The organism is Paenibacillus sp. P46E, from assembly GCF_001909095.1.
In the GTDB taxonomy this organism is placed as follows: Bacteria; Bacillota; Bacilli; order Paenibacillales; family Paenibacillaceae; genus Paenibacillus_AQ; species Paenibacillus_AQ helianthi.
This window is the reverse complement of the sequence record NZ_LVYZ01000044.1, coordinates 211282-233307: the sequence shown is the minus strand read 5'-3', so window position 1 is coordinate 233307 and position 22026 is coordinate 211282. Positions and strand designations below refer to the sequence as shown.

At 50.9% G+C, this 22026-nt stretch carries 22 protein-coding genes; 19 read left to right on the top strand and 3 right to left on the bottom strand.

The features are described from left to right. The first annotated feature begins 78 nt into the window (after positions 1-78). The 3 genes from A3849_RS16870 to A3849_RS16860 all read left to right on the top strand — a co-directional run bounded on the left by A3849_RS16870 (position 79) and on the right by A3849_RS16860 (position 1593). Positions 79-498 carry an organic hydroperoxide resistance protein gene (locus tag A3849_RS16870; RefSeq protein ID WP_074112490.1) on the top strand — a complete coding sequence of 140 codons (420 nt, stop codon included), beginning with the start codon at positions 79-81 and terminating at the stop codon, positions 496-498. A gap of 286 nt (positions 499-784) precedes the next feature. Then, the gene (locus tag A3849_RS16865; RefSeq protein WP_074083281.1) at positions 785-1063 is read left to right on the top strand and encodes a hypothetical protein; all 279 of its coding nucleotides are present in this window, start codon (positions 785-787) and stop codon (positions 1061-1063) included. Between the two features lie 104 nt (positions 1064-1167). Continuing rightward, on the top strand, positions 1168-1593 hold the full coding sequence (locus tag A3849_RS16860; RefSeq protein WP_143191839.1) for a thiol-disulfide oxidoreductase DCC family protein: 426 nt from the start codon (positions 1168-1170) through the stop codon (positions 1591-1593). Positions 1594-1681: 88 nt separating this feature from the next. Here the strand turns inward: A3849_RS16860 and A3849_RS16855 are convergent, their stop codons facing one another. Next, positions 1682-2872, bottom strand: a complete 1191-nt coding sequence (locus A3849_RS16855; protein ID WP_074112451.1) for a copper amine oxidase N-terminal domain-containing protein — start codon at positions 2870-2872, stop codon at positions 1682-1684. A gap of 275 nt (positions 2873-3147) precedes the next feature. Here A3849_RS16855 and A3849_RS16850 point away from each other — a divergent pair, with 275 nt between their 5' ends. The 10 genes from A3849_RS16850 (at position 3148) to A3849_RS16805 (ending at position 13644) form a co-directional block, all read left to right on the top strand. Beyond that, a complete protein-coding gene (locus A3849_RS16850) occupies positions 3148-4317 on the top strand; it encodes a cellulose synthase operon protein YhjQ/BcsQ (protein WP_074112450.1) in 1170 nt (389 codons plus the stop codon). Continuing rightward, the gene (locus A3849_RS16845; RefSeq protein WP_074112488.1) at positions 4310-5542 is read left to right on the top strand and encodes a TadA family conjugal transfer-associated ATPase; all 1233 of its coding nucleotides are present in this window, start codon (positions 4310-4312) and stop codon (positions 5540-5542) included. Before A3849_RS16850 ends, A3849_RS16845 begins: the two co-directional genes overlap by 8 nt. Beyond that, positions 5542-6336, top strand: a complete 795-nt coding sequence (locus A3849_RS16840) for a type II secretion system F family protein (protein WP_372237774.1) — start codon at positions 5542-5544, stop codon at positions 6334-6336. Before A3849_RS16845 ends, A3849_RS16840 begins: the two co-directional genes overlap by 1 nt. Before the next feature lie 14 nt (positions 6337-6350). After that, entirely contained in the window at positions 6351-7223 is an 873-nt protein-coding gene (locus tag A3849_RS16835) for a type II secretion system F family protein (protein ID WP_074112448.1), read from the top strand. A 15-nt stretch (positions 7224-7238) separates the two neighbouring features. Further along, the gene (locus tag A3849_RS16830) at positions 7239-7427 is read left to right on the top strand and encodes a Flp1 family type IVb pilin (protein ID WP_074109306.1); all 189 of its coding nucleotides are present in this window, start codon (positions 7239-7241) and stop codon (positions 7425-7427) included. Next, positions 7424-8086 (top strand): TadE/TadG family type IV pilus assembly protein, encoded by a 663-nt coding sequence (locus A3849_RS16825; RefSeq protein ID WP_074112447.1) that lies wholly within the window; start codon positions 7424-7426, stop codon positions 8084-8086. Before A3849_RS16830 ends, A3849_RS16825 begins: the two co-directional genes overlap by 4 nt. A 72-nt stretch (positions 8087-8158) precedes the next feature. Continuing rightward, positions 8159-10414 (top strand): hypothetical protein, encoded by a 2256-nt coding sequence (locus A3849_RS16820; protein WP_143191838.1) that lies wholly within the window; start codon positions 8159-8161, stop codon positions 10412-10414. Positions 10415-10430: 16 nt separating this feature from the next. After that, positions 10431-11447 carry a TadE/TadG family type IV pilus assembly protein gene (locus A3849_RS16815; RefSeq protein ID WP_083613542.1) on the top strand — a complete coding sequence of 339 codons (1017 nt, stop codon included), beginning with the start codon at positions 10431-10433 and terminating at the stop codon, positions 11445-11447. Beyond that, positions 11444-11959: an A24 family peptidase gene (locus A3849_RS16810; protein WP_306010714.1), complete on the top strand. Its 516-nt coding sequence runs from the start codon at positions 11444-11446 to the stop codon at positions 11957-11959. Before A3849_RS16815 ends, A3849_RS16810 begins: the two co-directional genes overlap by 4 nt. Positions 11960-11976: 17 nt before the next feature. Beyond that, a complete protein-coding gene (locus A3849_RS16805; RefSeq protein WP_074112444.1) occupies positions 11977-13644 on the top strand; it encodes a DUF6382 and FHA domain-containing protein in 1668 nt (555 codons plus the stop codon). Positions 13645-13660: 16 nt separating this feature from the next. Here A3849_RS16805 and A3849_RS16800 read toward each other — a convergent pair whose 3' ends face one another. Both A3849_RS16800 and A3849_RS16795 read right to left on the bottom strand, forming a co-directional pair. Beyond that, positions 13661-14566: a TIGR01777 family oxidoreductase gene (locus tag A3849_RS16800; protein ID WP_074112443.1), complete on the bottom strand. Its 906-nt coding sequence runs from the start codon at positions 14564-14566 to the stop codon at positions 13661-13663. A 16-nt stretch (positions 14567-14582) separates the two neighbouring features. Beyond that, positions 14583-15047 (bottom strand): DUF2621 domain-containing protein, encoded by a 465-nt coding sequence (locus A3849_RS16795; protein ID WP_074112486.1) that lies wholly within the window; start codon positions 15045-15047, stop codon positions 14583-14585. A gap of 171 nt (positions 15048-15218) precedes the next feature. Between A3849_RS16795 and A3849_RS16790 the strand changes: the two genes are divergently transcribed. The 6 genes from A3849_RS16790 (at position 15219) to A3849_RS16765 (ending at position 22017) form a co-directional block, all read left to right on the top strand. Continuing rightward, on the top strand, positions 15219-16346 hold the full coding sequence (locus A3849_RS16790; protein WP_074112442.1) for a deoxyribonuclease IV: 1128 nt from the start codon (positions 15219-15221) through the stop codon (positions 16344-16346). A 47-nt stretch (positions 16347-16393) separates the two neighbouring features. Continuing rightward, positions 16394-17290, top strand: coding sequence for a formyltetrahydrofolate deformylase (gene purU, locus A3849_RS16785; protein WP_074112441.1), 897 nt, complete (start codon positions 16394-16396; stop codon positions 17288-17290). 246 nt (positions 17291-17536) lie between these two features. After that, positions 17537-18319, top strand: coding sequence for an SAF domain-containing protein (locus tag A3849_RS16780; protein WP_074112440.1), 783 nt, complete (start codon positions 17537-17539; stop codon positions 18317-18319). A gap of 21 nt (positions 18320-18340) precedes the next feature. Then, the gene (locus tag A3849_RS16775) at positions 18341-19405 is read left to right on the top strand and encodes a CpaE/TadZ family protein (protein WP_074112439.1); all 1065 of its coding nucleotides are present in this window, start codon (positions 18341-18343) and stop codon (positions 19403-19405) included. Next, positions 19402-20949, top strand: a complete 1548-nt coding sequence (locus A3849_RS16770; RefSeq protein ID WP_074112438.1) for a P-loop NTPase family protein — start codon at positions 19402-19404, stop codon at positions 20947-20949. Before A3849_RS16775 ends, A3849_RS16770 begins: the two co-directional genes overlap by 4 nt. A gap of 18 nt (positions 20950-20967) precedes the next feature. Continuing rightward, a complete protein-coding gene (locus tag A3849_RS16765) occupies positions 20968-22017 on the top strand; it encodes a hypothetical protein (protein ID WP_074112437.1) in 1050 nt (349 codons plus the stop codon). The last annotated feature ends 9 nt before the right edge of the window (positions 22018-22026 follow it).

Here is a 22026-nt window from a genome sequence, read left to right as displayed (position 1 = left end):
CCAGTGGTTTAAGTTAGAAGTATGCGGAAGTAAAAATTTGGCTTGAAAAGGAGCGAATAGGCAATGACAGCATTGAAAATGAAAGCATTATACACGGCTTCAGCTACGGTACGGGGCGGACGCGAAGGTTCAGTGGAATCCTCGGACGGTGCTCTCAAGCATGATTTGAAAATGCCGAAGGAGCTAGGCGGCCCGGGGGGCATGGGTACTAATCCGGAGCAGCTGTTCGCTGCTGGCTATGGCGCGTGTTATGAAAGTGCGCTGGCGAATATTGCCCGTAAAGAAGGTGTGAAGCTTCAGGATGTCGTTGTGACTTCCAATGTGCTAATCGGCAAGGATGAGAGCGACGGAGGCTTCAAATTGGCGGTGAGACTGGATGTGAGCCTGCCTGGTATTGAACGCGCGAAGGCGGAGGAACTGGCCGAGAAGGCTCATGCTTTCTGTCCTTACTCCAAGGCAACACGCGGCAATATTGAGGTTGAACTGAACGTGTTGTAATTGTAGTAAGGAGTGTCTTGCAGCAATACAGTATGGTTTATATCTAATCTAAGCCGGACAGATATGTCCGGTTTTTTTCCGTGTTTCCCCTAAATGGATGGCATATATATAAGGGTTCTGGAAATAATGTCTAAATGGAGTCGGGAAATTCAGGTAAACGCTTAAATGCAAGTCCACAGAGCCTGCTTTGGTTGACATCACCCCTAAAATTCTTTAATATGTCTAAGTATCTGTTAATGTCGCGTGTGCTATTAACTACCAAAAATTTAAATAATGGGTGATGAAGATGTCTTACAGACCGAATATTACGAATGTGACCAAAGCCAGCAGCAACGATAAGGAAGGATTGTACGAGTTCATTATCAAGCTTGCTGACGGAACGGAGTGCCGCGCGTTCTACAATCGGTTTCCGGAATGGAAAATGACGAACATCAGCCGCCTGCTTAAGACACCATGTCCGGTATGCCGCAAAGACTTCATCTGTAAATGCATGGAGGCTTTCACAGCTGATTTCGAAGGGCAAATGCTCGGGGACGAATGGATCGACAAGGCAATCGCAGAATAACTTAAACGGACGGATCATGACGGCGCGGGAGCTTATCCCGCGCTTTTGTTTTTTTCTAAGCATAGTTCTGGATATACTGTGACTAACGGAAGGGGGAGAGGGCAATGAAGGAAGACCAGAGGGGAATTATGATGAAGGACAAATCTGTTGTGCTGATCGACGGGGTCTGCCATCTGTGTCAAGGTATGGTCCGGTTTATTATTCCGCGCGATCCCAAAGGCAAGTTTCTGTTTGCCCCGTTACAGAGCGAGGTTTCTCATCAACTTTTGAGTGACAGCGGTCTTGTGCCTGGTCAGCTAAGCACGGTAGTTCTGGTTGAGGATGGGGTCTTCTATACGGAGTCAGCTGCGGTGCTGCGGATTGCGTGCAGGCTGCGTTTTCCTTGGCCGGCTGCTTATCTGCTCATTGTTGTCCCCCGGCCAATTCGCAATGCGCTGTACAGACTTGTAGCCAGGAACCGTTACCGTTGGTTCGGCCGGGATGATCAGTGTCTGGTCCCAACGCCAGAGATCCGCCAACGGTTTCTGTGAGGGGTTATGGTTCCAAATAAAAACGCAGCAGATGCTCCCGGCAGGAGTCTGCTGCGTTTCTTTTATAACAGGAAATTGTCCATTTAGCCTATTTGGTCAGCGGTTCGATATTTAGATTGTAGGTCTGAACCAGCTTCCATTTGCCGTCTGCTGATTTCTTGACGGTTGTTACGGTTTCAGCCCGGTAATCGGTGAACTGTGGCCCCTTCAGCTTTTTGGATGTAAGTACGGCATAGATGGCGGCCTCATTATTATTGTAGTAAATGATTTTGGAAGATTCCACAGCGGACTGCAAATCATAAGCGGCGAAAAGCTGCTTATAGGTTTGTTCGCTCTGTGCATAGGCTGGAGAGGATTCGTCTATTGTAGACAGTACGCCGCTCAGGTCTTCTTTGTTAGAGAAATCTGTATTGGACTGCAGCACAGCCTTAATTTGATCCTCATCAGTCGCAGGAACAGAGAGCTTGGCTTCAAGTGCGCCGTCAGGTAAGGAGTATTTGATGGCCTTAATCTGCACATTGCTGATCAGCCAGTCGGAGCCGCCAGCGTTCTTAGTAAGTGAATAAATGTACTCCGCGGTGCTGTTAGGTGTGAAGGCTCCGCTGTTTCTAACGGTTGTTTCCACAACGTCCACCGTTGCCTCCTGTGCCTGAACATCGATAATGTCCATTTTTGCGATCGCTGTGGTGGTATCAGATTTTTCCATCTGTTCTTTGAGTGCAGGGGCTGCTGCGGCAAGTGGCGATTTCGGATCAATCAGACCCAGGAATCCGGCGAAATCATTTTTGTTGGAATAGCTGGTGTATTTATCAAAAAGCTCTGAGATTCCCTCGGTCACGGCACTGCTCTGATTGCCTTTGATTTCTACGGTATTAGCTTTGGCATTCCAGGTGACACTGTTGCCTGTCGCTTCGCCTACGAACCGGAGAGGGACATAGGTAACGTTGTTGATCATTTTAGGTGCGGAAGTGAGCTGCTTCACAGTCCCGTTCACACTTGCTTTTTTGCTGCCAAGCTGCAGGGTGATCGTCAGGTCCTCTTTGGAGGCTGTAATCGTGCTTGTCTTGGCATTCCATACCAGGCTGAGGCCCAGCTTCTCAAATATAGGACGCATTGGAACGAGGATGGCATCATGGTCTTTGACCGGTGCACTGGTGCTTAGGTTCAGCTTTTGCTGATCGATCGTTACGGTGATGGGTTGGTCTGCTGCTGCCGCCGCCGATACGGTGATGGCACCGGATAAGGCCAGAACTGCAAGAAAACCGGGTACGAATTTCATGTCGTGTAAGTCCCCTTTGTTATGGTTTTGAGTTAGGTGAATAATGAACGTATGAATTATACAGGGAGATAGGGGACTTGGGAATATCCAGCACTGGATATGGGAGTTCATGGGATTTTGAGGTAATGGAAAAAAAGCTATTGCTGTACTCTTATATATATGCTACTATTGCTGTAAATTATAGGAATAGTAACGGAAGCACCGTTCAATGACCGTATCTCACGGTTATTGGCGGTGCTTTTTTGCTGTCTTTATGCAGAAAGGAGAGAGGGAGCATGGCGGCAAGAATCGTACTTGCAGTGCGGGAGAGTCAATACATTGAGCCATTGCTGCACTATATTCACCATAGCGAATATGGAGGAATGCTGCGGATCAGCGCTTTCAGCCGGTTGGATACTTTTATGGAATTCATGAAGGGGGAGGAGGTACCGGATGCTGTGGTAGCAGATCCTTCTTTCATCGAGGCCTGGCTGGTGGAGGGGAAGAGCACCGTTCCGTGGGCGGTTCTCAGCGATGCAGGGGATGTCCGCGGCAAATCTTCCGGAAATCTGGCGGGCGGACAGGTGATTGAAAAGTATCAATCGCTTCCTTCTTTGCTGGATGCCATTCTACAGCTGTGCGATGTGAAGCGGAGCAGAATGGCGTCCATCTCCAAGGAGGAGACACTGCTGATTGGAGTCGTTTCAGCCAGTGGCGGCAGTGGCAAAACCACGCTTGCGCTCAATTTGGCCAAGCAGCTAGGAGGGCTGGGACTATCCGTTTTTTATCTGAATCTGGAGAGTGTGGACAGCAGCGGGTTGTTCCTGCGTATCCCAGAAGGAAACGCCCCCGGTCTGGAGCGGTTGCTCTATGAATTGAAGGCGAATGAAGGGGAAGGGAGCAAAGTGAAGACAGAGCTGGAGCTTGAAAGGTATGTGATCAGACACGAGAGTCTAAGGGGGGATGCCTTCAGACCGGTAGAGAATCTTAAGGAAAAGCTGCAGATGACACATACGGATACATTGGATGTTCTGGAGCAGCTGTCCCGGGCAGGACGCTATGATGTTGTCATTGTAGATACGGGAGCCCTCGAGGAGGAGCAAACCCAGGCTGTTCTGCATAGATGTGGACTTCTGCTCTGGGTATTGACGGGTGCTAAGACCAGTCACCATAAGACTGCCGGGTGGCTGGATCACTGCAGTAATCCGCATTCTGGCATGCATCAGGAGGTCCCCGTCAAGAGCAGGTTTGTTATGAACCTCACTGCCGATGCACATAACGCGGGAATTCTTCCTGAAGGGATTCAGGTGGATGCTGTACTTCCTTATATCCCATCCTGGGCCATGCAGCATCATGGGGAGCTGTGTCTGAATTCTCCGCAATTTACAGCCGGAGTGCAGCAGCTGTGCTCGGGAATCATTGAACCGGCGCTGCCGCAGGTCTTTACCGGGAATGGATATGAATGAAGAAATGTTCAGGTCGCTGCGCAGTGACATCCGATCCGGGCTGGATCTGACTTCTGCGGTAGGCAACCGTGAGCTTACCGCGTATATTGAGCGGACGGTTCTTGCACGGGACAGCCTGCAGCATCTGACGGCTCAAGAGAAACATGCCCTGGTCAAGAAGCTATTCGACTCCTTCCGGGGGTTGGATGTACTGCAGCCGCTGGTGGATAATCCGGCCATCACCGAGATTATGATTAACAGTCATGATGAAATCTTCGTAGAAGAGGAGGGGCAGATCCGGCGTCTTCCGCTGGCTTTTGAGTCCAGAAGCCGGCTTGAGGATATTATCCAGTCGGTAGTATCGGGTGTGAACCGGGTGGTTAATGATTCCTCACCAATCGTTGATGCGCGACTGAAGGATGGTTCCCGCGTCAATATCGTTCTGCCGCCGGTAGCACTGAAGGGGCCGGCAATGACAATCCGTAAGTTTCCCGAAACCCCGATGACGATGAATGAGCTGATCCGCCGGGAAGCAATAAGCGCGGAAGCAGCGGAAATGCTGCAGATGCTTGTGGCGGCCAAATACAATATTTTCATCAGCGGTGGCACCGGTTCGGGCAAAACCACCTTCCTGAATGCTTTGTCGCAATTCATTCCGCCGCAGGAACGTGTGATCACTGTAGAGGATTCAGCGGAGCTGCAGATCGTGACTGTACCCAATCTCGTCTCCCTGGAAACAAGAAATGCCAATACGGAAGGCCGCGGCGAGATCACCATCCGTGATCTGATTCGCTCCTCACTCCGGATGCGGCCGAACCGCATTGTGGTCGGCGAGGTCCGAGGCGCAGAATGCCTTGATATGCTGCAGGCGATGAACACAGGGCATGATGGCAGCTTGTCTACTGGCCATTCTAACAGTGCGCAGGATATGCTCAGCCGTCTCGAAACGATGGTACTCAGTGCAGCCGATTTGCCCGTGGCGGTTGTCCGGCAGCAGATTGGCTCCGCAATTGATATTTTTGTGCATCTGTCGCGTCTGCGTGACCGTTCACGCCGGGTGGTGGAAATCTGTGAGGTTACCGGGGTTCAGGAAGGGGAGGTGGTGCTTAATCCGCTGTATGAATTCCGTGAAACAGGTGAGAGGAACGGGCGGGTCCAAGGGGGACTGGTCCCTAGCGGGAATCCGATGCTGCATACCGGCAAACTCAGAATGGCCGGAATTGATAAGAAGGAGGAAGTGCTCTGATCTCATTGAGACAAAAGCCCCAAGGACTGCGTGATACCGGAGCGGAGGCACAACTGCCAGATTATACGGTGTACGTCTTAACCTCCTTACAAAAGATCATGGCGATGCTGGCTGGCGGAACGCTGCTATGGGCAATAGGATACCTTTTTTATCACAATGGGCTGCTGTCTTGTCTGCTGGTGCCTGGCGGGGCATATGCTCCACGGCTGTTGCGTGACTACCTGCACCGGCGGCGCCGTACTGCCCTTAATCTGCAATTCAAGCAAATGCTGTTCTCGCTGTCTTCATCGCTGTCGGCCGGCCGCTCTGTTGAGAATGCATTTCGTGAAGCGGTGCAGGATCTGCTTATGCTCGACCCCGAGGGGGGAGGCGATATGATCTTCGAGCTGAATATTATCTGCACGCGAATGGAGTATGGACAGCCGGTAGAAGAAGCACTGGAGGATTTCAGCAAGCGGGCGGGCATGGAAGATGTCGAACGGTTCGCTGATGTATTCTCCGTGTGCAAACGGACTGGAGGTGACCTGGTAGAGATCGTGAGGCGTACTTCAACCATTATCGGAGAGAAGCTGGATATTCAACAGGATATAGCGGTCAGCATCGCCCAGAAGAAATTTGAGGCTACGGCTTTACTGGTTTCCCCGCTCATTATGGTGATGTTCATGAGTCTGACAGCAGGGGATTATATGGAACCTATGTATACAGGTGCAGGTATAGCGATATCTACACTTGCTCTCGGGTTGCTGTTTCTGTGTTATCTGTGGACTTCCAGAATCATGAATATTCCACTGTAAAGGAGGTGAAATAAATGATTTGGCTAAGCGGCACCATCACGTTGGTGTTGACACTTGGTTGGGGTTTGCTCCTCCTGAAATGCGGCTCTCGCTACTCCGGGCTACGCTCACTCCCAATGGAAGGGCTGCGCCTGCGACGGCTGGGTGAACCCTTCCTTTGGCTGATCGACACCTGGAAGCTTGGAAGCCACATTCCAGCTGTCATGTTCCGGATTCAGCGTTCACTTCAGCGGACCTACGGCAACCGTTACAGCGCAGAGCGGACACTGCTTTTCATGGGAGAAATGATCACCTACAGTTGGCTGTTCCTGACAGCTGGATGTGCGTACGCGCTATTTAGCGGGGAGAAAGCCGGGATTGCACTTGGAGGGATGCTGGCGGTAATATTGCCGTTTGCCCTGGTCAGTGACCTGCATAAGAAGGTGCGTCTGCGGGAGCAGAATATCATGCTTGAGTTGCCGGAACTGCTGAACAGCATCGTGCTCCTGGTGGGTGCAGGTGAGACGGTGCAGAGAGCAATCATCCGTTGTGTGGATAGCCGCAAAGGGGACATGGCACATCCGCTTTACAAGGAGTTGCACAAAATGACTGCCGAGTGGGATAGCGGTTATTCGTTTCAGCAGGCTTTTGAGAATTTCAGTAAACGCTGTGCGGTACAGGAGGTTTCTTTGTTTACTACCACTGTTCTGCTTAATTACCGCAGGGGTGGAGCGGACTTTGTCTTGTCGCTGCGTGACCTCTCGCGGATACTCTGGGAGAAGCGGAAGTCTGTCAGCCGGACGCGCGGGGAACAGGCTTCCTCGAAGCTAGTTTTTCCGATGGTGGTCATCTTTTTAATTGTTATTGTGCTGGTGGGAGCACCGGCGCTCATGATGCTCAAAATGTAGAGGAGGAAGCTGAGGATGAGTTCAATGATAGTGGAAGCTGTAAAGCGATTTTGGAAGGATGAGGAAGGACTAGGTACATTGGAGATGATTATGATCATCGCTGTGTTGATTGCAGTAGTATTAATATTCCGTACGGAAATTGTGAAGGTCGTAAAAGATCTGATTGCTACAGCGGGTGAAAAGAGCCAGGAAGTTTTTGAGTGAGCACACTCCGAAAAGACGAGGGCAGCTTTACTATTGAAGCCTCTCTATTGTTGCCGATCATTATGTGCATCACTATGCTGCTGCTGTTCTTCTGCTTGTACAGCTACCAGAAGTCGATGCTCCTGCAGATAGCTTCAGCCGCTACGGAACGCGCTGCTTACAATTGGGATAACAGCCATAAAGAAACGAAGGGTTCATATAATATTGGCGAATATGATTCTCTCTATTGGCGTATAGGCGACGACGATCTGCTCTCCTCTTTGTTCGGTATTGGTGCGCCAGATGGAGGAGCAGTTATCACGCTGCCTGCTGCCGGAGATGGGGGTACACTGCCTGTGGTCAAGCTTACGCATGCAGCCTCTATGGTTCCGGCCAACATGCCGGGAGAGATGAACTACGCGTATAGCCTTACCGGCCGTAAAGTAAGCGCAGAGCTGAAGCGGGTACTGAATTTGCCTGTGCTGGATGAGATTCTGTCCGACAAGGCAGTGCCGGTGGTACAGGCCCGGTCCGTGATTGCTGAACCTGTTGAATTCATCCGTACCGTTGATCTTATGCGTTATTATGGAGCCAAATTCAAGGGTAATGCGGATAGTGCCAAGTCAGGTACAGGCATGGACAAGAAAAATGCTGCCGTCATGATGAGCAAGCTGCATTGAGCAAGCTGAATCAGCTTAATGGCCATGGATCTGGGGGAAGCAACTGAGACGCGGAAGGAGGATATGACGCGCTTGAAGGCAGAGAAAGGGCATGCTTTTGAAAGAGTGGTAAGATTCAAGGTCGGCGGGTATACCCGATCCGAAGGTTCAGTCTCTATTTTTTTAATTATGGTGCTGGCATTTGTCTTTCTATTTACTGCAGTGCTAATTGACTATGCGCGCATTGCAGCTGTAAACGTCCAGGAAGAGCGTTTGGCCAGAGCTGCAGTCCGCTCAGTAATGTCTTCTTATGATATTGAACTGAAAGACAAATACGGATTGTTCGCCTATGGCGGCAATGACGGTGATCAGCTTTTGGCTGGTGTGCTCAATGATAATCTGTATGAGAGCGGGCGTGGTGATTCGTTTAATCTTCTGCCCTTGGGTCTGGATTCCTCCTCCTTAAGCTGGAGCCGTCCGCTTGGAAGCTATGATATTTTCCGGCGGCAGATTGTGGAAGAGATGAAATACAAGGCGCCGATTGACTTTGCCCTGGAGCTAGCCGGCAAATTCAAGCCGCTGTCTGCGGCCATGGGCGAGGCTTCACGGACAACCAAGGTGCTTGGCAAGCTTCAGCCTTTATATGATGAGCGTGAGGAAGCACTGGATCAGATGCTGCAATCGCGGAAGCAGGCAGGGGAGAGTGGACAAGCGCTCCAGGAGCTGATCATGAATCCACCTGGTGGCAGTGTCATACCCGCTACCGTAGGCACAATTGGCACAGCTGCGGATATTGCGGCTATGTACGGCGACTATGTGGGCAAATATCATGCTGATTTGTATCGTGATGAGAAAAAGGCAGCACAGTACCAGGGGATTTTGGCGGCTTATATACAGCAATCGGGTGAACTGCTTGGCCGGTTTCCTGGTGCACAGGCTTCTTATCAAGAGAAACAATCGCGTTATTTGGAGGAGGCAACAGCCGCGCTGGAGCGGGCGAAAACTCTGAATGCGCAAATGAAAAGCCTGCTCGAGCAGTCACGAAACAGCGGGCCGGACGATGCGCAGAATTCAGCCCGAGACTGGGATATCCCGGACACTTCAGCTGAGTTAAGTGCAGATCCCATTAAAAAGCTGCGCGAACAGGAAGATTCGCTTATCCTCACAGTAAGCGAGATCAACACGATGGAAAATAGCTTGTCAGCACAACTGACAGCTTCGCAGGCCGTAGTACAGAAGGTTGCTCTTTTGCCAGGAAGCTTGAGCCCGGCTTCGGGACTTAATGCCGATGTTTCCAGCATGAATGCCAGTATTCTCAATACTTCGGAAGCGGTGAATAATTATTTGCGCAGTTATGGAAACGCGGGGACGCTGATTGCTTCCGAAAGTGCTCAAATTGAAGCACATCGCACATATGATAACCAGCGCAAGCAAGTGGAGCAGGAAGCTAAAGGCAAGCTTAGCGAGGCCATGAAGCTGCTGGACCAGATTCGCGGGCTTGGCGAGAGCGCCGGGGAAGCTATGAAACGCTATCAGACTCTGCATAAGTATTTCAACGACAATATTGCTTTCAACACGGGGATGGATCAGCCAACTGAGCCTGGGACTGCTGATCAGAATCCCTATGCTGCCGGGAGCGCCTCTATGGTTAAAGTGGACAGCCTCTATGCTGCAATGGGCAATGTGCTGGAGGGGGCCAGGGACAGGCTATTTCAGACAGAGTATTCGGCGCTGTATTTTCCTCCCTTTGATATTTCACAGCTGGCCGGTCTGGCCTCAGGCTCTGTAAATGAAGGTGCGCGAAGGCTGGCGGATCAGCTTGATCCTAATGCCCAGGAGCTGGAGTATATTCTGTATGGTTTTTATAATCCTGCCGGGAATATAGCAGCAGCTTATGGGGAGATTTTTGCAGTGCGGCTGGCTATACGTACCATGGAGGGATTTACAGAACGCGCAGGGCTTGCTAATCCGCTGCTGATACTGGCAGCCGCGCTTCTGTACGGAGTTGAGCAGGCAGTACAGGACATGCTGCTGTTATGTAAAAATGGTGAAATTCCACTGTCTAAATACATACCTGTCAAGCTGAGCTACCGGGACTATCTGCGTCTGTTTCTGGTGCTGCATGGAGGGGGCGATGTTCAATTGTCGCGTATGCTGGCCTTAATCCGGCTGAATACAGGAAGCAACTTGGATGAGAAATTCACATACACAGCAGCGGATATCCAAATGGCTATGCCGTTATGGTTTTTGCCGGGCGTGGTGAAGCTGCTGGATTATGGTACAGGTCTTTCCGGTGAAGTGAAGGGCAAATTATATTACCGGACTGTGCAGGCTGATTTTTCTTACTAGCAGGAGGTGGAACCAGGTGGGGTATGGGGATCGGAAGCAAAAAAATCCGGGATCTGAAGGCAGTATGGTAGTAGAAGCCGCAATGGTCCTTCCTATGTTTCTGCTCTTTGTCCTGTTCCTGATCTTCATCGTGCAAATGACCTTATATTCAACTGCGCTGCAGAGCACGGCTTCGGATACGGTAAAAGTGATCTCGACTCATATGTACCCTGCTGCGTTGGCAGCACAGAAATGGGAGGACAAGAAAGAAGATGCTGCCGGTGGTCCTGACGGAGCAGGAGCGGCTTCGGAGGGGGCTGCTTCCAAGGATAAATGGAGCGTTCCGCGGCTCTCACTTGAAGAGTGGAGTGACAGCTATGTGGCAGATTTGCCTGAACCAATAGCGGATTGGGTCAGCGCGGCCGTAAAGCGGGGGGAAGAACCTTTGCAGGAACTACAGGCAGAGGCATCCGAAGGCGTACTTGATCTAGCGCTCAAGCCTGTAATGAAACCTTATCTATCCACAGACTGGCTGGATTATGACCGCATACATGTTTCGAATGTGATTGTCCCGGACCTGAAGACGGGGTCACGGCCATACTTTGGACTTGTGGTGAGTTATGCGCTGCCGATGAAGGTACCTTTTCTGAATCAGCGCATTGTGCTTGAGGCCAGTGCGGTGGAGCGCTTGTGGATAGGGAATACAGATGCGGAAGGCGATGAAGACAGCTCGGCAGGGGAAGACGACCATAGCACTATTGTGATTCTGGAGAAACCAAATCCAGGAGTAGTGAATGGTCAGGGCAAAGTCCGGGTTAAGATACCGCCTAATGCTTCTGCCAGTCTGTCTATCTTCTATAAGAGCGGTCAGAGTACAGCCAAATATCTGGGGTGGAAGCAGGCAGATGCGAACGGATATCTTGAGTGGGAATGGAAAATCGGGGTTAACACTACTCCGGGTACATGGCCTTTGGTTATTCAGCTGGAGGATGGAACCTCTCTGGAGGTGACTTTTACAGTGGTGAAAAGAAACCAAGTGAAAGAAGTGAAATGATAATGACGGTATGGGCATTCTGGAGCTGCCTGCTATTTCTCACAGTGGCGCTCCTTATGGATATCCGTTTCATGAAGATACCGAACTGGATTACGCTTCCGCTATTAATCGTCGGACTGATTGCGCAGGGTGTGATGAATGGACGTCACGGAATCCTAATGGCTATATGCGGTGCAGGTGCAGGGTTTTTGCTGCTGCTGATCATGCATCTTCTGGGGGCGGTTGGAGCTGGGGATGTGAAGCTTTTTGCGGGAATCGGTGCCTGGACTGGAATATTGTTCACACTGCAGGTTGTTGTCTATTCTGTATTGTTTGGCGCAGTAATTGGTTGGATTATCGTTCTCGCAAAACATGAAACAGGAAGCCGGGTAAGAGGGATTATCAGCAGAAGTACGGGATTTCTCATACTCCGGGATCCCCGGATACTACAGACCGGAAGCAAGGAAGTGTTGAAATTCCCATTTATGCTGGCAGTTATGCCGGGGTTCATCTGTGCTTATTTGTATTTATAATGAAGAGGTGAGGAGTATTGTTCGGATTAAGCCGTGATTTTGTACAGCAGGACGGAATTTCGATGCTGCTCAGCAAGCCTGGAGGACTAAGACCGGCAGAGCTTAATATGATTCAAGCCCGGATGCTGATGAATTCAGGAATTCCCCATCATCTGAGGCTGCAGCTACGGGAAATAGATATGCAGGTAACCCTGGAATACGCGCTGTCCCGCCGGAAAATGCTCAGTCATCTCCTGAAAGGGGAGAAGCTTGGCTTGTCCGATTTCTTCGGACTGCTGCTGCAGATTGCGTCAGGGATGGAAGAGGGGCGTCTGTACATGCTGCAGGCTGATCAGTATTTACTGCAGGAGGATTATATTTTTATCGATGGGCCACTGCATGGAGGCAAGGTGTACCTTACTTATCTCCCTATGCAGGCTGCTGAGGGTTCAGTGAGTGCCGGAAGATCGCTAACAGCATTGATCATGGCGCTTATGGCTTCCGTCAGAGAACTGTCCGGTGACGGGGTTCAGAGGCTGTTGCAATACTGCGGGGAAGAGGGGTTCACTCCGGGAGGGCTCAAGGAACTTTTGGCAGAGCTATTGACAGAAGGTGAAGGGACAAAATGGCATTTGGATACTGTCCGGCCTGCACCAAGCACCTTTTTGACTGAGGCAAATGTACCCGATATAGAGAGAAGTATTCAGAAACGGAGTGGTTCATTGCCTGGCGTTACTCTACGCGGTGAAGAGCAGCGCAGGGCGGATCAGAGTTTCGCGAGTGTGGCTGCAGAGCCTCCTAAGCCAACTCCATGGATGAGCGGCTATCCGATACTTAAGCTGAAGGAGGAACAGCAGCAGCTGCTGGCGGATGACCGGGATCTTGGGAGCAAAGCGGCACCCGATACCTCTGCTTACAGAACCTATACAATGCTGGGTGGTGTTGTGACCGATGCGGTGTTGTGGAAGTTTCTATATATGAACCATCCCAAACCGCTTTGGATGGTTGTATGTGTACTTGCGACGATCATGTTAGGTATATTCTGCTGGCTGGTATGGAGTGGAAGGCTGATCTTGGGTGGTACCCAGGCAGATGAAGAGGCAGGAGACGAGATTGCGGCTAAGGGCCGGAGGAACCCTAAAGAGCTGGAATGGGATTTTGGGCGAAACAATGCAGTTTCTTCTAATAAAGTAGATACTTCAAGGGCACCCGTTCCGGTACGGAAGTTGGAGCCCCCTATTCACAACGATGTTCACACTTCGGTGACGAAAGCCGAATGGCCCGAACGCAGTTTAGCCAAAGGACCGGTTCCAACGCCTCCATTATTTGTAGAAGCTACAGCACTGCTGCAGCATGATTCCCACACCAGGAAGGAACAGGAGCAGGGAGGGGAGCGTACGATACCCTATCTTGAGAGAATTCAGGAAAATGCAGGCGGGATTCCGGAAAAGATCGAACTGAACCGTCCCAGTTTTCTTATTGGCCGATCCCCTGATGTAGCTCAGTATGTGGAGAAGTCTGAAGGGGTCTCGAGAGTGCATGCAGAGATCTCCAAGAGTGCGGGAGGATACATCCTGAAAGACCTGGATTCCAGAAACGGAACACTGTTTCAGGGAGAGGCGATGATTCCATACAAGGAGTATCCACTGACTGAGGGAGCGATGTTCACTATAGTAAAAGGATGCTATACCTTCCGTTCCGCCTGAGAGGCAGGGCCGACTGTTATTCCGATTTCAGATGTTCCAATGACGGCTGTAAGGTAGGGTAAGTAAAGGAAAACCCGTGCTGCAAGGCTTTGGCAGGGAGTACCCGCTGGCCCTCCAATAAGATCTCCGACAGTTCACCGACGGCAGCCTTCAGCAGAAGCGACGGGATGGGGAACCAGTTTGGCCGATGATAAACCTTACCGATCATTTTGCCAAATGCCTCATTGGTAACGGGGTTCGGGGCAGTAGCATTGACAGGACCTTCAATTTCGGGAGTGTGGACACAAAAATCGATCAGCCGGACGATATCTGTGAGATCAATCCAGGACAGCCACTGCTTTCCGCTGCCGATTTTACCGCCGAAGCCGAGCATGTAGGGCAGCTTCATTTTGGGAAAAGCGCCGCTTTCGTTGCCTAGCACTACTCCTGTGCGCAGCTTGACCACTCTTACGTTCTTATAAGCTTCGTCCGCAGCCGCTTCCCAAGCCTTAACAACCTCGGACGGAAAGTCCATGACATGGACCGGGGAGGCTTCGTCATAGGTATCCTGCAGAGAAGTTCCGTAAATAGCTACGGCAGAGGACTGGATGACTACGGAAGGTTTGTTCTTCAATGCATTCAGCAGCTTGGCCACTGCCGAGACGGTTTCAAGACGAGACTGCATAATGGCCTTTTTGCCGCTCGGGGTCCAGCGCTGGCTGAGTGAAGAACCGGCAAGATTAACGAGCGCATCTGCCCCTTCGGCTAGCTCCGGATTTGAGGCTAGGCTATCCCAGGTAAGGAAGCTAAGGCCTGAATGGGCAGCGGTCCGGGATTCAGGCTGCTTGCGGCCGACAACGATGATCTGATGCCCGCCCTGGAGCCAATATTCGGTAAGCTCGCGTCCGATAAATCCGCTGCCGCCGCAGATTACGTATTTCATTCAATCGCTCCTTCGGTTACTTAATCAGATGCTGGTAAGGAGAGTAGTCAATGCCGTTCTTTTCAAGGAAGCTGATAAGAAAGCGGTTGTCGCGCCGTGGTGTAGCTACGATATAGCCTCTGATGCAGTGCTCACGGGTGACCTCCGGCGCATGACTCTCCACGGCGATCCTGCCAATCTCGGCAGCTATGGAGTGCTTGGCGATATCGCGGAAGGGACCCGGTACAGGCTGGACGAGCTGATCCAAAAAAGCTTTCGTCTCGTCGCTCCACAGAGGACGGCTGCGTTCGACCCAATAATTTTGCCAGTCCAGCTTGGATTTACCATCGGCTTTGGGCAGCACTTTGAGAAATTTGCGGAACATAAAATAGCCGCCGATGCACATGCAGCCCAGCAGCAAAAAAGTCCAAAATGCGATGGAGTTCATAAACCAATTGCTCGGTGCTGCGGATAACAAGCTTAAGCCTGATTTAAATGACATGATTACACCGCCTTTGACAATGATGATTGTCACAAACTTCATTCTCATCTAAAGTATAGCGTATTTCCATAGTTTTGCGAAGCGGAAGCAGGCACATGGAGCTTGCCTAGATTTATTTTCCCGATCACGGTAGAATAAGGGTTAATTCGTGAAGGAAAGAGGGAAAAAAGCATGCTGAAAATAGGTTCACATGTGTCCTGTGCGGACAAGGGTCTCCTGAGTGCGGCCAATGAAGCAAACGAGTACGGATCAACCTCATTTATGATATATACAGGTGCGCCACAGAACACGCGCCGCAAACCAATTGAATCGATGTATCCCGCTGAAGGTAAGCTGGCGATGAAGGAGAACGGTGTGGAAGAGATCGTTGTCCATGCCCCCTACATCATCAACTTGGGTTCCTACAAGGAAAGCACATATCAATTGGCTGTTGATTTTCTGCAAGAGGAAATCCGCCGTACCCATGCGCTTGAGGTGAAACATATTGTACTCCATCCGGGAGCATATACGGACAAGGATGCCGAATACGGCGTACAGCGGATTGCTGATGGCCTGAATGAGGTACTTGACGGTACGAATGAGACGGAAGTGCATATTGCGCTGGAAACGATGGCCGGTAAAGGGACGGAAGTGGGACGCAGCTTCGAAGAAATCGCTTCGATTATCGACAAGGTCACACATAATGAGCGGCTGTCCATCTGCCTCGATACCTGTCATATACACGATGCCGGATATGATATAGTCGGCGACCTGGATGGTGTGCTTCAGCAGTTTGACCAGATCATTGGTCTGAATCGGCTGGGCGTAGTCCATATCAACGACAGCAAAAATCCACGCGGAGCAGGCAAAGACCGCCATACCCCTATCGGGTCAGGATACATTGGCTTTGAAACCATCAACAAGGTAGTTCACCACGAAGCCCTTGCGGGTCTGCCATTCATTCTGGAGACACCTTGGATTGGAAAGGATCCAAAGACACTGCGTCCTATGTACGAGGTGGAAATTGCGCTGCTTCGCGGCACGGTGGCTGAACGGTTCGGAGCGGAGTTCCTGGGTGAGGTTGAACAACTGCAGGCTTTTTTTGCCAAACAGGAGCTTGATCCCCGCCAGTATGTGCTGAATGTATGGGAACTGCTGAAGAACGATGCCAAGGCCAAGAAGGCGGACCCGCGTGAGCCTCTGGAACGTTTGTACGATTCGGTTGCCGAGGCACAGCTGTTTCCACAGTTAAGCGAGGAAGCTGTCAATCAGAGGCTTATTGCCTGGCTGGCAGGCAAGCAATTACTCGTGAACGCATAAGCCATACTATAGAATGCGCAAGTAGATGAGAGGATGGAAAGAGGAATATGGAGTTGCATGTGAAAAGAGATCATTCGTCAAGCGGACAATACCCGGACCGGGCACGCATGCTTATCTCCTGTCCGGATGGGCCGGGGATTGTGGCTGCAGTATCGCATTTTCTGTACCAGCATGGAGCGAACATTGTTCAGTCGGATCAATATACCATGGACCCGGATGGCGGAATGTTTTTTATGAGAGTGGAGTTTGACCTGCCCAAGCTGGATGAGCGGATTGACGAGGTGCGTTCGATCTTCGGCGGGGTTGCTGAACGTTTCCAGATGAACTGGCAAATTTTCAAGGTGAGCCACAAGAAACGGCTAGCTATCTTTGTCTCCAAAGAGGATCATTGTCTGGTGGAGTTGCTCTGGCAGTGGCAGGCCGGGGATCTCGATGCGGATATCGCACTGGTTGTCAGCAATCACACGGATATGCAGGCCTATGTGGAATCCTTCGGTATTCCGTTCTATCATATTCCGGTCACGGCGGATACCAAAGTGGAAGCGGAGCAGCGCCAGCTTGAGGTCATCGGAGATGATATTGATGTAATTATTTTGGCGCGCTACATGCAGATTATCTCACCAGCGTTCATAGAGCATTACCGTCACCGGATCATTAACATCCATCATTCGTTCCTTCCGGCGTTCGTTGGCGGCAAGCCCTATGCCCAGGCCTATCAGCGCGGAGTGAAAATTATCGGTGCAACCGCCCACTATGTTACAGAAGAGCTGGACGGTGGTCCCATTATTGAGCAGGACGTGCAGCGGGTCAGCCACAGCGATGACGTGAACGAGCTAAAACGCATCGGGCGCACCATTGAGCGGGTCGTTCTGGCCCGGGCGGTCAAATGGCATATCGAGGACAGAATTCTTGTACATCATAACAAGACAGTGGTTTTTAATTAATTGGAGTTTCTCCGGTGAACAGGCAGTAGTCATGCTGTATTTTGATAGTGTTTGCCGTTCACCGGAATCCTTCTCCTGCCGGGAGCTTACTCCCGCAGTATCCTCAAGTACAGCAACCTCACATTGATAATCTAATACTTTTCTCAACCACAACAGGTGAAAAAGCATTTTACCGGACATTTTGGCGCACTATGCCAAAGTGTATTTTGTCGTGTTCACTAACTCATTTATAAGGGGGTAAAAAGCTTGGTTTCACAGCGGGGACATTTGTTAAGACGCAATTATTTATTTGCTTTTCTCATTTTACTTATCGGCTTCGGCGGTCTGCTCGGCTACGATCTGTACTTCAAGCCGTACGTGCTGTCGCAGACTGTAGTTAAGATCAAAGTGGCCCAGGATAGCTTTTTGCCCAAAAATTATGAGCTTAAGCCAAGCGACCTTTATCTGGATTCTGTCCAGACCAAGGATATTCCTTCAGGGGTAATTACGGACATCAGTCAGGTGGAGCATAAGATCACTAATGTTAATTTGACGAACGGAAGTATTCTGACGGCAGCTCTTGTGGATGTCAGTGATTTGGAGCCGCAGCAGGATGAGGGGATTTTCCCGATTCCCAAGGAAGCGATCTATGCGATCAACGGCTCACTGCGCAGCAGAGACAAGGTGGATATTTATCTCGTCGAAGGCGATTCGGCGGATCAGGCGCGGAATAGCGGATATAGAGCCTCAGTCGCAATCCCAGGTGACGGGAATTCCGGCACAGAGGGTTCAACAGCGGGGACAGGAGCCTTAGAATCACAGCCTTCCGCCCCTCCGCGCAAGGTGTTTCTCACCGGAGTCACTGTTAATTATGTAAGAACTGAAGACAACAACGATGTCCAGGATTCCGAGAACGGCAACACAAACAACCGCTTCACCTCAACCGGCAAGGTAGCTGCACCCGAACTGAAGCTGAAAAAAAGTGACGGCGAACGGCTTGGACAATATCTGGAGCAAGGTAAAAAGCTGTGGATTGTGCGTGTTGAGTAAAAGGGAAAGGAGGAGATTGAAATGAAAATATTCAGTTTTGGGATGGATCAGCTGACCATCAATGAGATCAAGCTTGCCGGGTTTACAGTGGTTACGCAAAATGTCCTGCCCGAGCCTTCCCAGACTCAGGGGCAGATGCTAATGGTTACAAGCGAACAAGTGCCCGTTACAGGCTTAAGTGAACTGCGGCAGGGTTATCCGAACTCCTCCATATTATATATTTACCGGCAAAAGGGGGTGAGGAGCTATCAGTCTATTCATATGTTATGTGAAAGTCTGGGGATATTCTTTATCCCGCCCCGTGCGACCTCTTCAGCGATAGTGGAGAAGCTGCGCTACATCCTGGAGGAGGAGCGCGATGAGCGCAGTAATCTCGTCGGATTTTTTGGCTCCGGTCCAGGAATCGGCTGTACGAGTATCGCCAAACTGTTCGCCCGGCGGATTGCCGCTGCGGGACAACGTGTAATTCTGCTCGGACTTGATCTGTATGATCCCGGATTTGACCGTAAGACGGCCATCAGCCTCGACAGGCTGCGCCCCCGGATGACCGGTAAAATGCTCCAGGCAGCGGATTTTGAAGGTCTGGTTAAGCAGGAGGGGTACGCGTATTTGCCGGGCAATTTTGATTATTTAAGTGTTCAGGATTACCAGGAGGAGGAGATTGAATATCTGCTTACCCAAGCGGCCGGGAATGCCGATGTGGTAGTCGCCGACTTCGGGTCCATTCCCGAGAGTGCCGCATGGTATGTAGGAATGCAGAAAACGGCACTGCGCATGATGGTTACGCATCCGAAGCATGAGTACCGCCTTCAACCGCTCATGGAGCTTGCCGGACACATGGATCTGCATCCGCAGGATTTCCAGTGGATCATCAACCGCAGCAATGTGGAGGAAATGAGCTCACCCAAGAATTTGGCCCTCCGCTTCGGTAGTGAGATTTTACTTGAGTTGCCCTATTACCAGCCATTTCACGACAGCCTTCCACTGGGCAAAAGAGAGCTGCAGCAGGTGGACGACAAGGTTCACGCGCTGCTGGTATCTCTCGGTATGGCGCCGGAAGCCCGAAAGAAGGGGATTTTTCAATGATTGAATATCGGGATGAGGTATGGCCGGCAAGTTGGAAGCAGCAGAAGGAGACGAAGCTTGAAGTCGAAGGGCTGGAACATGTACATGAGCCGTTACGGCTGCCGATTCTACAGGATAACCATAGGCTGTTTTCCCTGAAGCAAAAAGTGCTGAGTACCAGCAAGCCGGGCAAGGAGGACTTTTATGGTTTCCTGCAAAAAATGAAAAATGACATGAACGCCGAGCTGGAGCGGGAGGACGACGGGTACTTTGAGTTAAATGCAAAGGCGCTGATCGGTGATCCGCAGGCCGTCAGCTTTTTCATGAATGAGATCGAGAAATATCTGCGCAAAACACCGTTTACCGGCAAAGTGCCGGATGCCTACGGGACAGCGGCAGAAGCGCTGTTTCACGAATGGAAAGGATTTGGACCTGCCTACCGCTGGTTCACTGACCGGGCCTATAGCGAATCTACCGGGCTGCAGATGATCGGACGGCAGATTTTTTACAATCATCGCGGGAAATTTGTAGTGTATCCCTATGAGATGCCTTCACTGGACCGGGTCGAACAGCTCAAACGTTCCTTACTGAAAAGCGACCCCAACAAAAAACTCAACAAGGATAACCCCTCCGTCGAGTTCAAAATGGATGACCCCCTCTGGCCCGGCCGCTTCATCCGGCTCGCGATTTGGGTATCGCCCAGGGTGTGGGAGGGATTCACCACGATCTCGCTGCGGCGGCAGGTAGTGGAGTTCCTGGATCTGGAGGATCAAGCCGGTACTGAATGTATCCCTGCAGAAGCTATTGATCTGATCCGCGCGCTGTCGGGTACGTTCCGCAACACCATTATCGCCGGTGCAGTCGGATCGGGCAAAACCACTTTCGCCAACACGGTTGTCGGTGAGCAGCTTCTCGGCTCTTCTTCCTGCATGGGAGTCGTGATGATCGAAAAGCATCCGGAGTCGATTTTGCCGTATCAGATCAAAGGCCACCGGATTATCCCGATTCAGGCAGCCAACGAGGAATTGATGGAGGTCGGAGTGGAGTCGCTGCGGCATGATCCGAACATTCTTTATATGACGGAAATGCGGTATAACGAATGGGAATTTTATCTGTGGAGCGGTGAAAAGGGCTATGACGGGATTACAGGAACCTTTCATACGGTGGATTCGGAAGACATTCCTTATCAGGGCGCTTTTGCGGTGTCCACCCGGATCGGCGGCAGCCTGAAGGGCCATCTGATCTCTGCGCTGAAGTCCTGTGAGCTGGTGTTTATTCTGGAAAGTGTAGCGGACGGGAAAAAACGGCTGGCCCGGATCTCCGAGGTGTATTATGACGAAGCAGCCAACTCCGTATTTGCCAATGATCTGATGCGCTGGGAAGAAGAACAATCCGCCTGGAGCTATAATGACAAGCTGACGGCCGGCCTGATGCGGAAAATGAAGAAGAAAAATCCGCGCGCTTCGCGGGTGCTCCTGCAGGAGCTTGGGCATCTGGCTGCGCTGAAACCAATGGACGGGCCGCTGAAAGAGAGTCTTAAGTCAAAGATTGTCCTGAACGAATAAAGTGAGGGGGGAGAGCTCATGGGGCTGTTATTTTATGTGCTTCAGGTTGTCTTTCATCTATTGATTGCCGGTGGCCTGTGGCTGCTGGTGAAGCCGCTCATTGAGAGGCATTTAAGGCAGCTTGGACAAAAGATCGACCAGCGGATGAGCCTGCGGATCAGTCTTTTTGGTAAAAAGGTCAGCAGCAATAAAAAGCGGAGGTGGCTGTACCGGCATTTGGACGATCTGCTCTATTTTGCTAAGCATAAGTATGAGCCGGGGATTAGTGTTACGCGTTTTTTGATTCGCACGTTGTTTCTGTTCAGCGCCGTGTTTCTCTCGGGAATGCTGACCCTAAGCGAACTGCCGGGGCATTTGAACTTCAGTAATCCATTTTTGGAGGGCATCAGCTTCGATGAACGGATTCCGGTTCAGGGGACTTGGCGCTTTCCGCTCTTTGTTGCAGTCATCGCAGCCAGTATTCCTTATTTGCGGACGCGATACCTCTATGCTCAGCGCAAGGTGCGCGGGAGTTACGATCTACTAGATGTGATCAAAATCGCTACCAAATTCACTCACCTGTCGGTAGACTCGATTTTAACCAAAACCGCTGAATTCTTAACGGAAGAAAGTGTGCTGAAAACCCCGCTTAGACTACTGGGAGCAGTCTTCTCTAACTACAGTAATGAGCGGGAGCTGACCCGTGAGGCCGAGCGGTTTGCGGGGGCTATTGGAACTACCTTTGCCGTGGAATTTGTCTCGGATTTGCTCTACTGCGAGAAAGAGGGCACCCGTTATCTGAAGAACACGCTTATGATGCTAAGCCGCTCCATGGAGCAGCAGCGGGAGACGATCCTGACAGTGAAGGCGGGCAGCAGGGACGCGATCAGTCTCGGGCTGTACGGCAATCTGGTGGTTCTCGTGTCATCCGTCGGAACATTTATTTACATGCTGAAGCCGGATGTTTATTTCAAATTGCAGTTTCAGACCACTGTGGGTTTGACGTTTTTGATGATTATTATTGCTGGACTGTTCATCTCTTTCATGATCAGTACCATACTCGCCAGGCCAAAGCTGGACTACCACTAAGGTGATGAA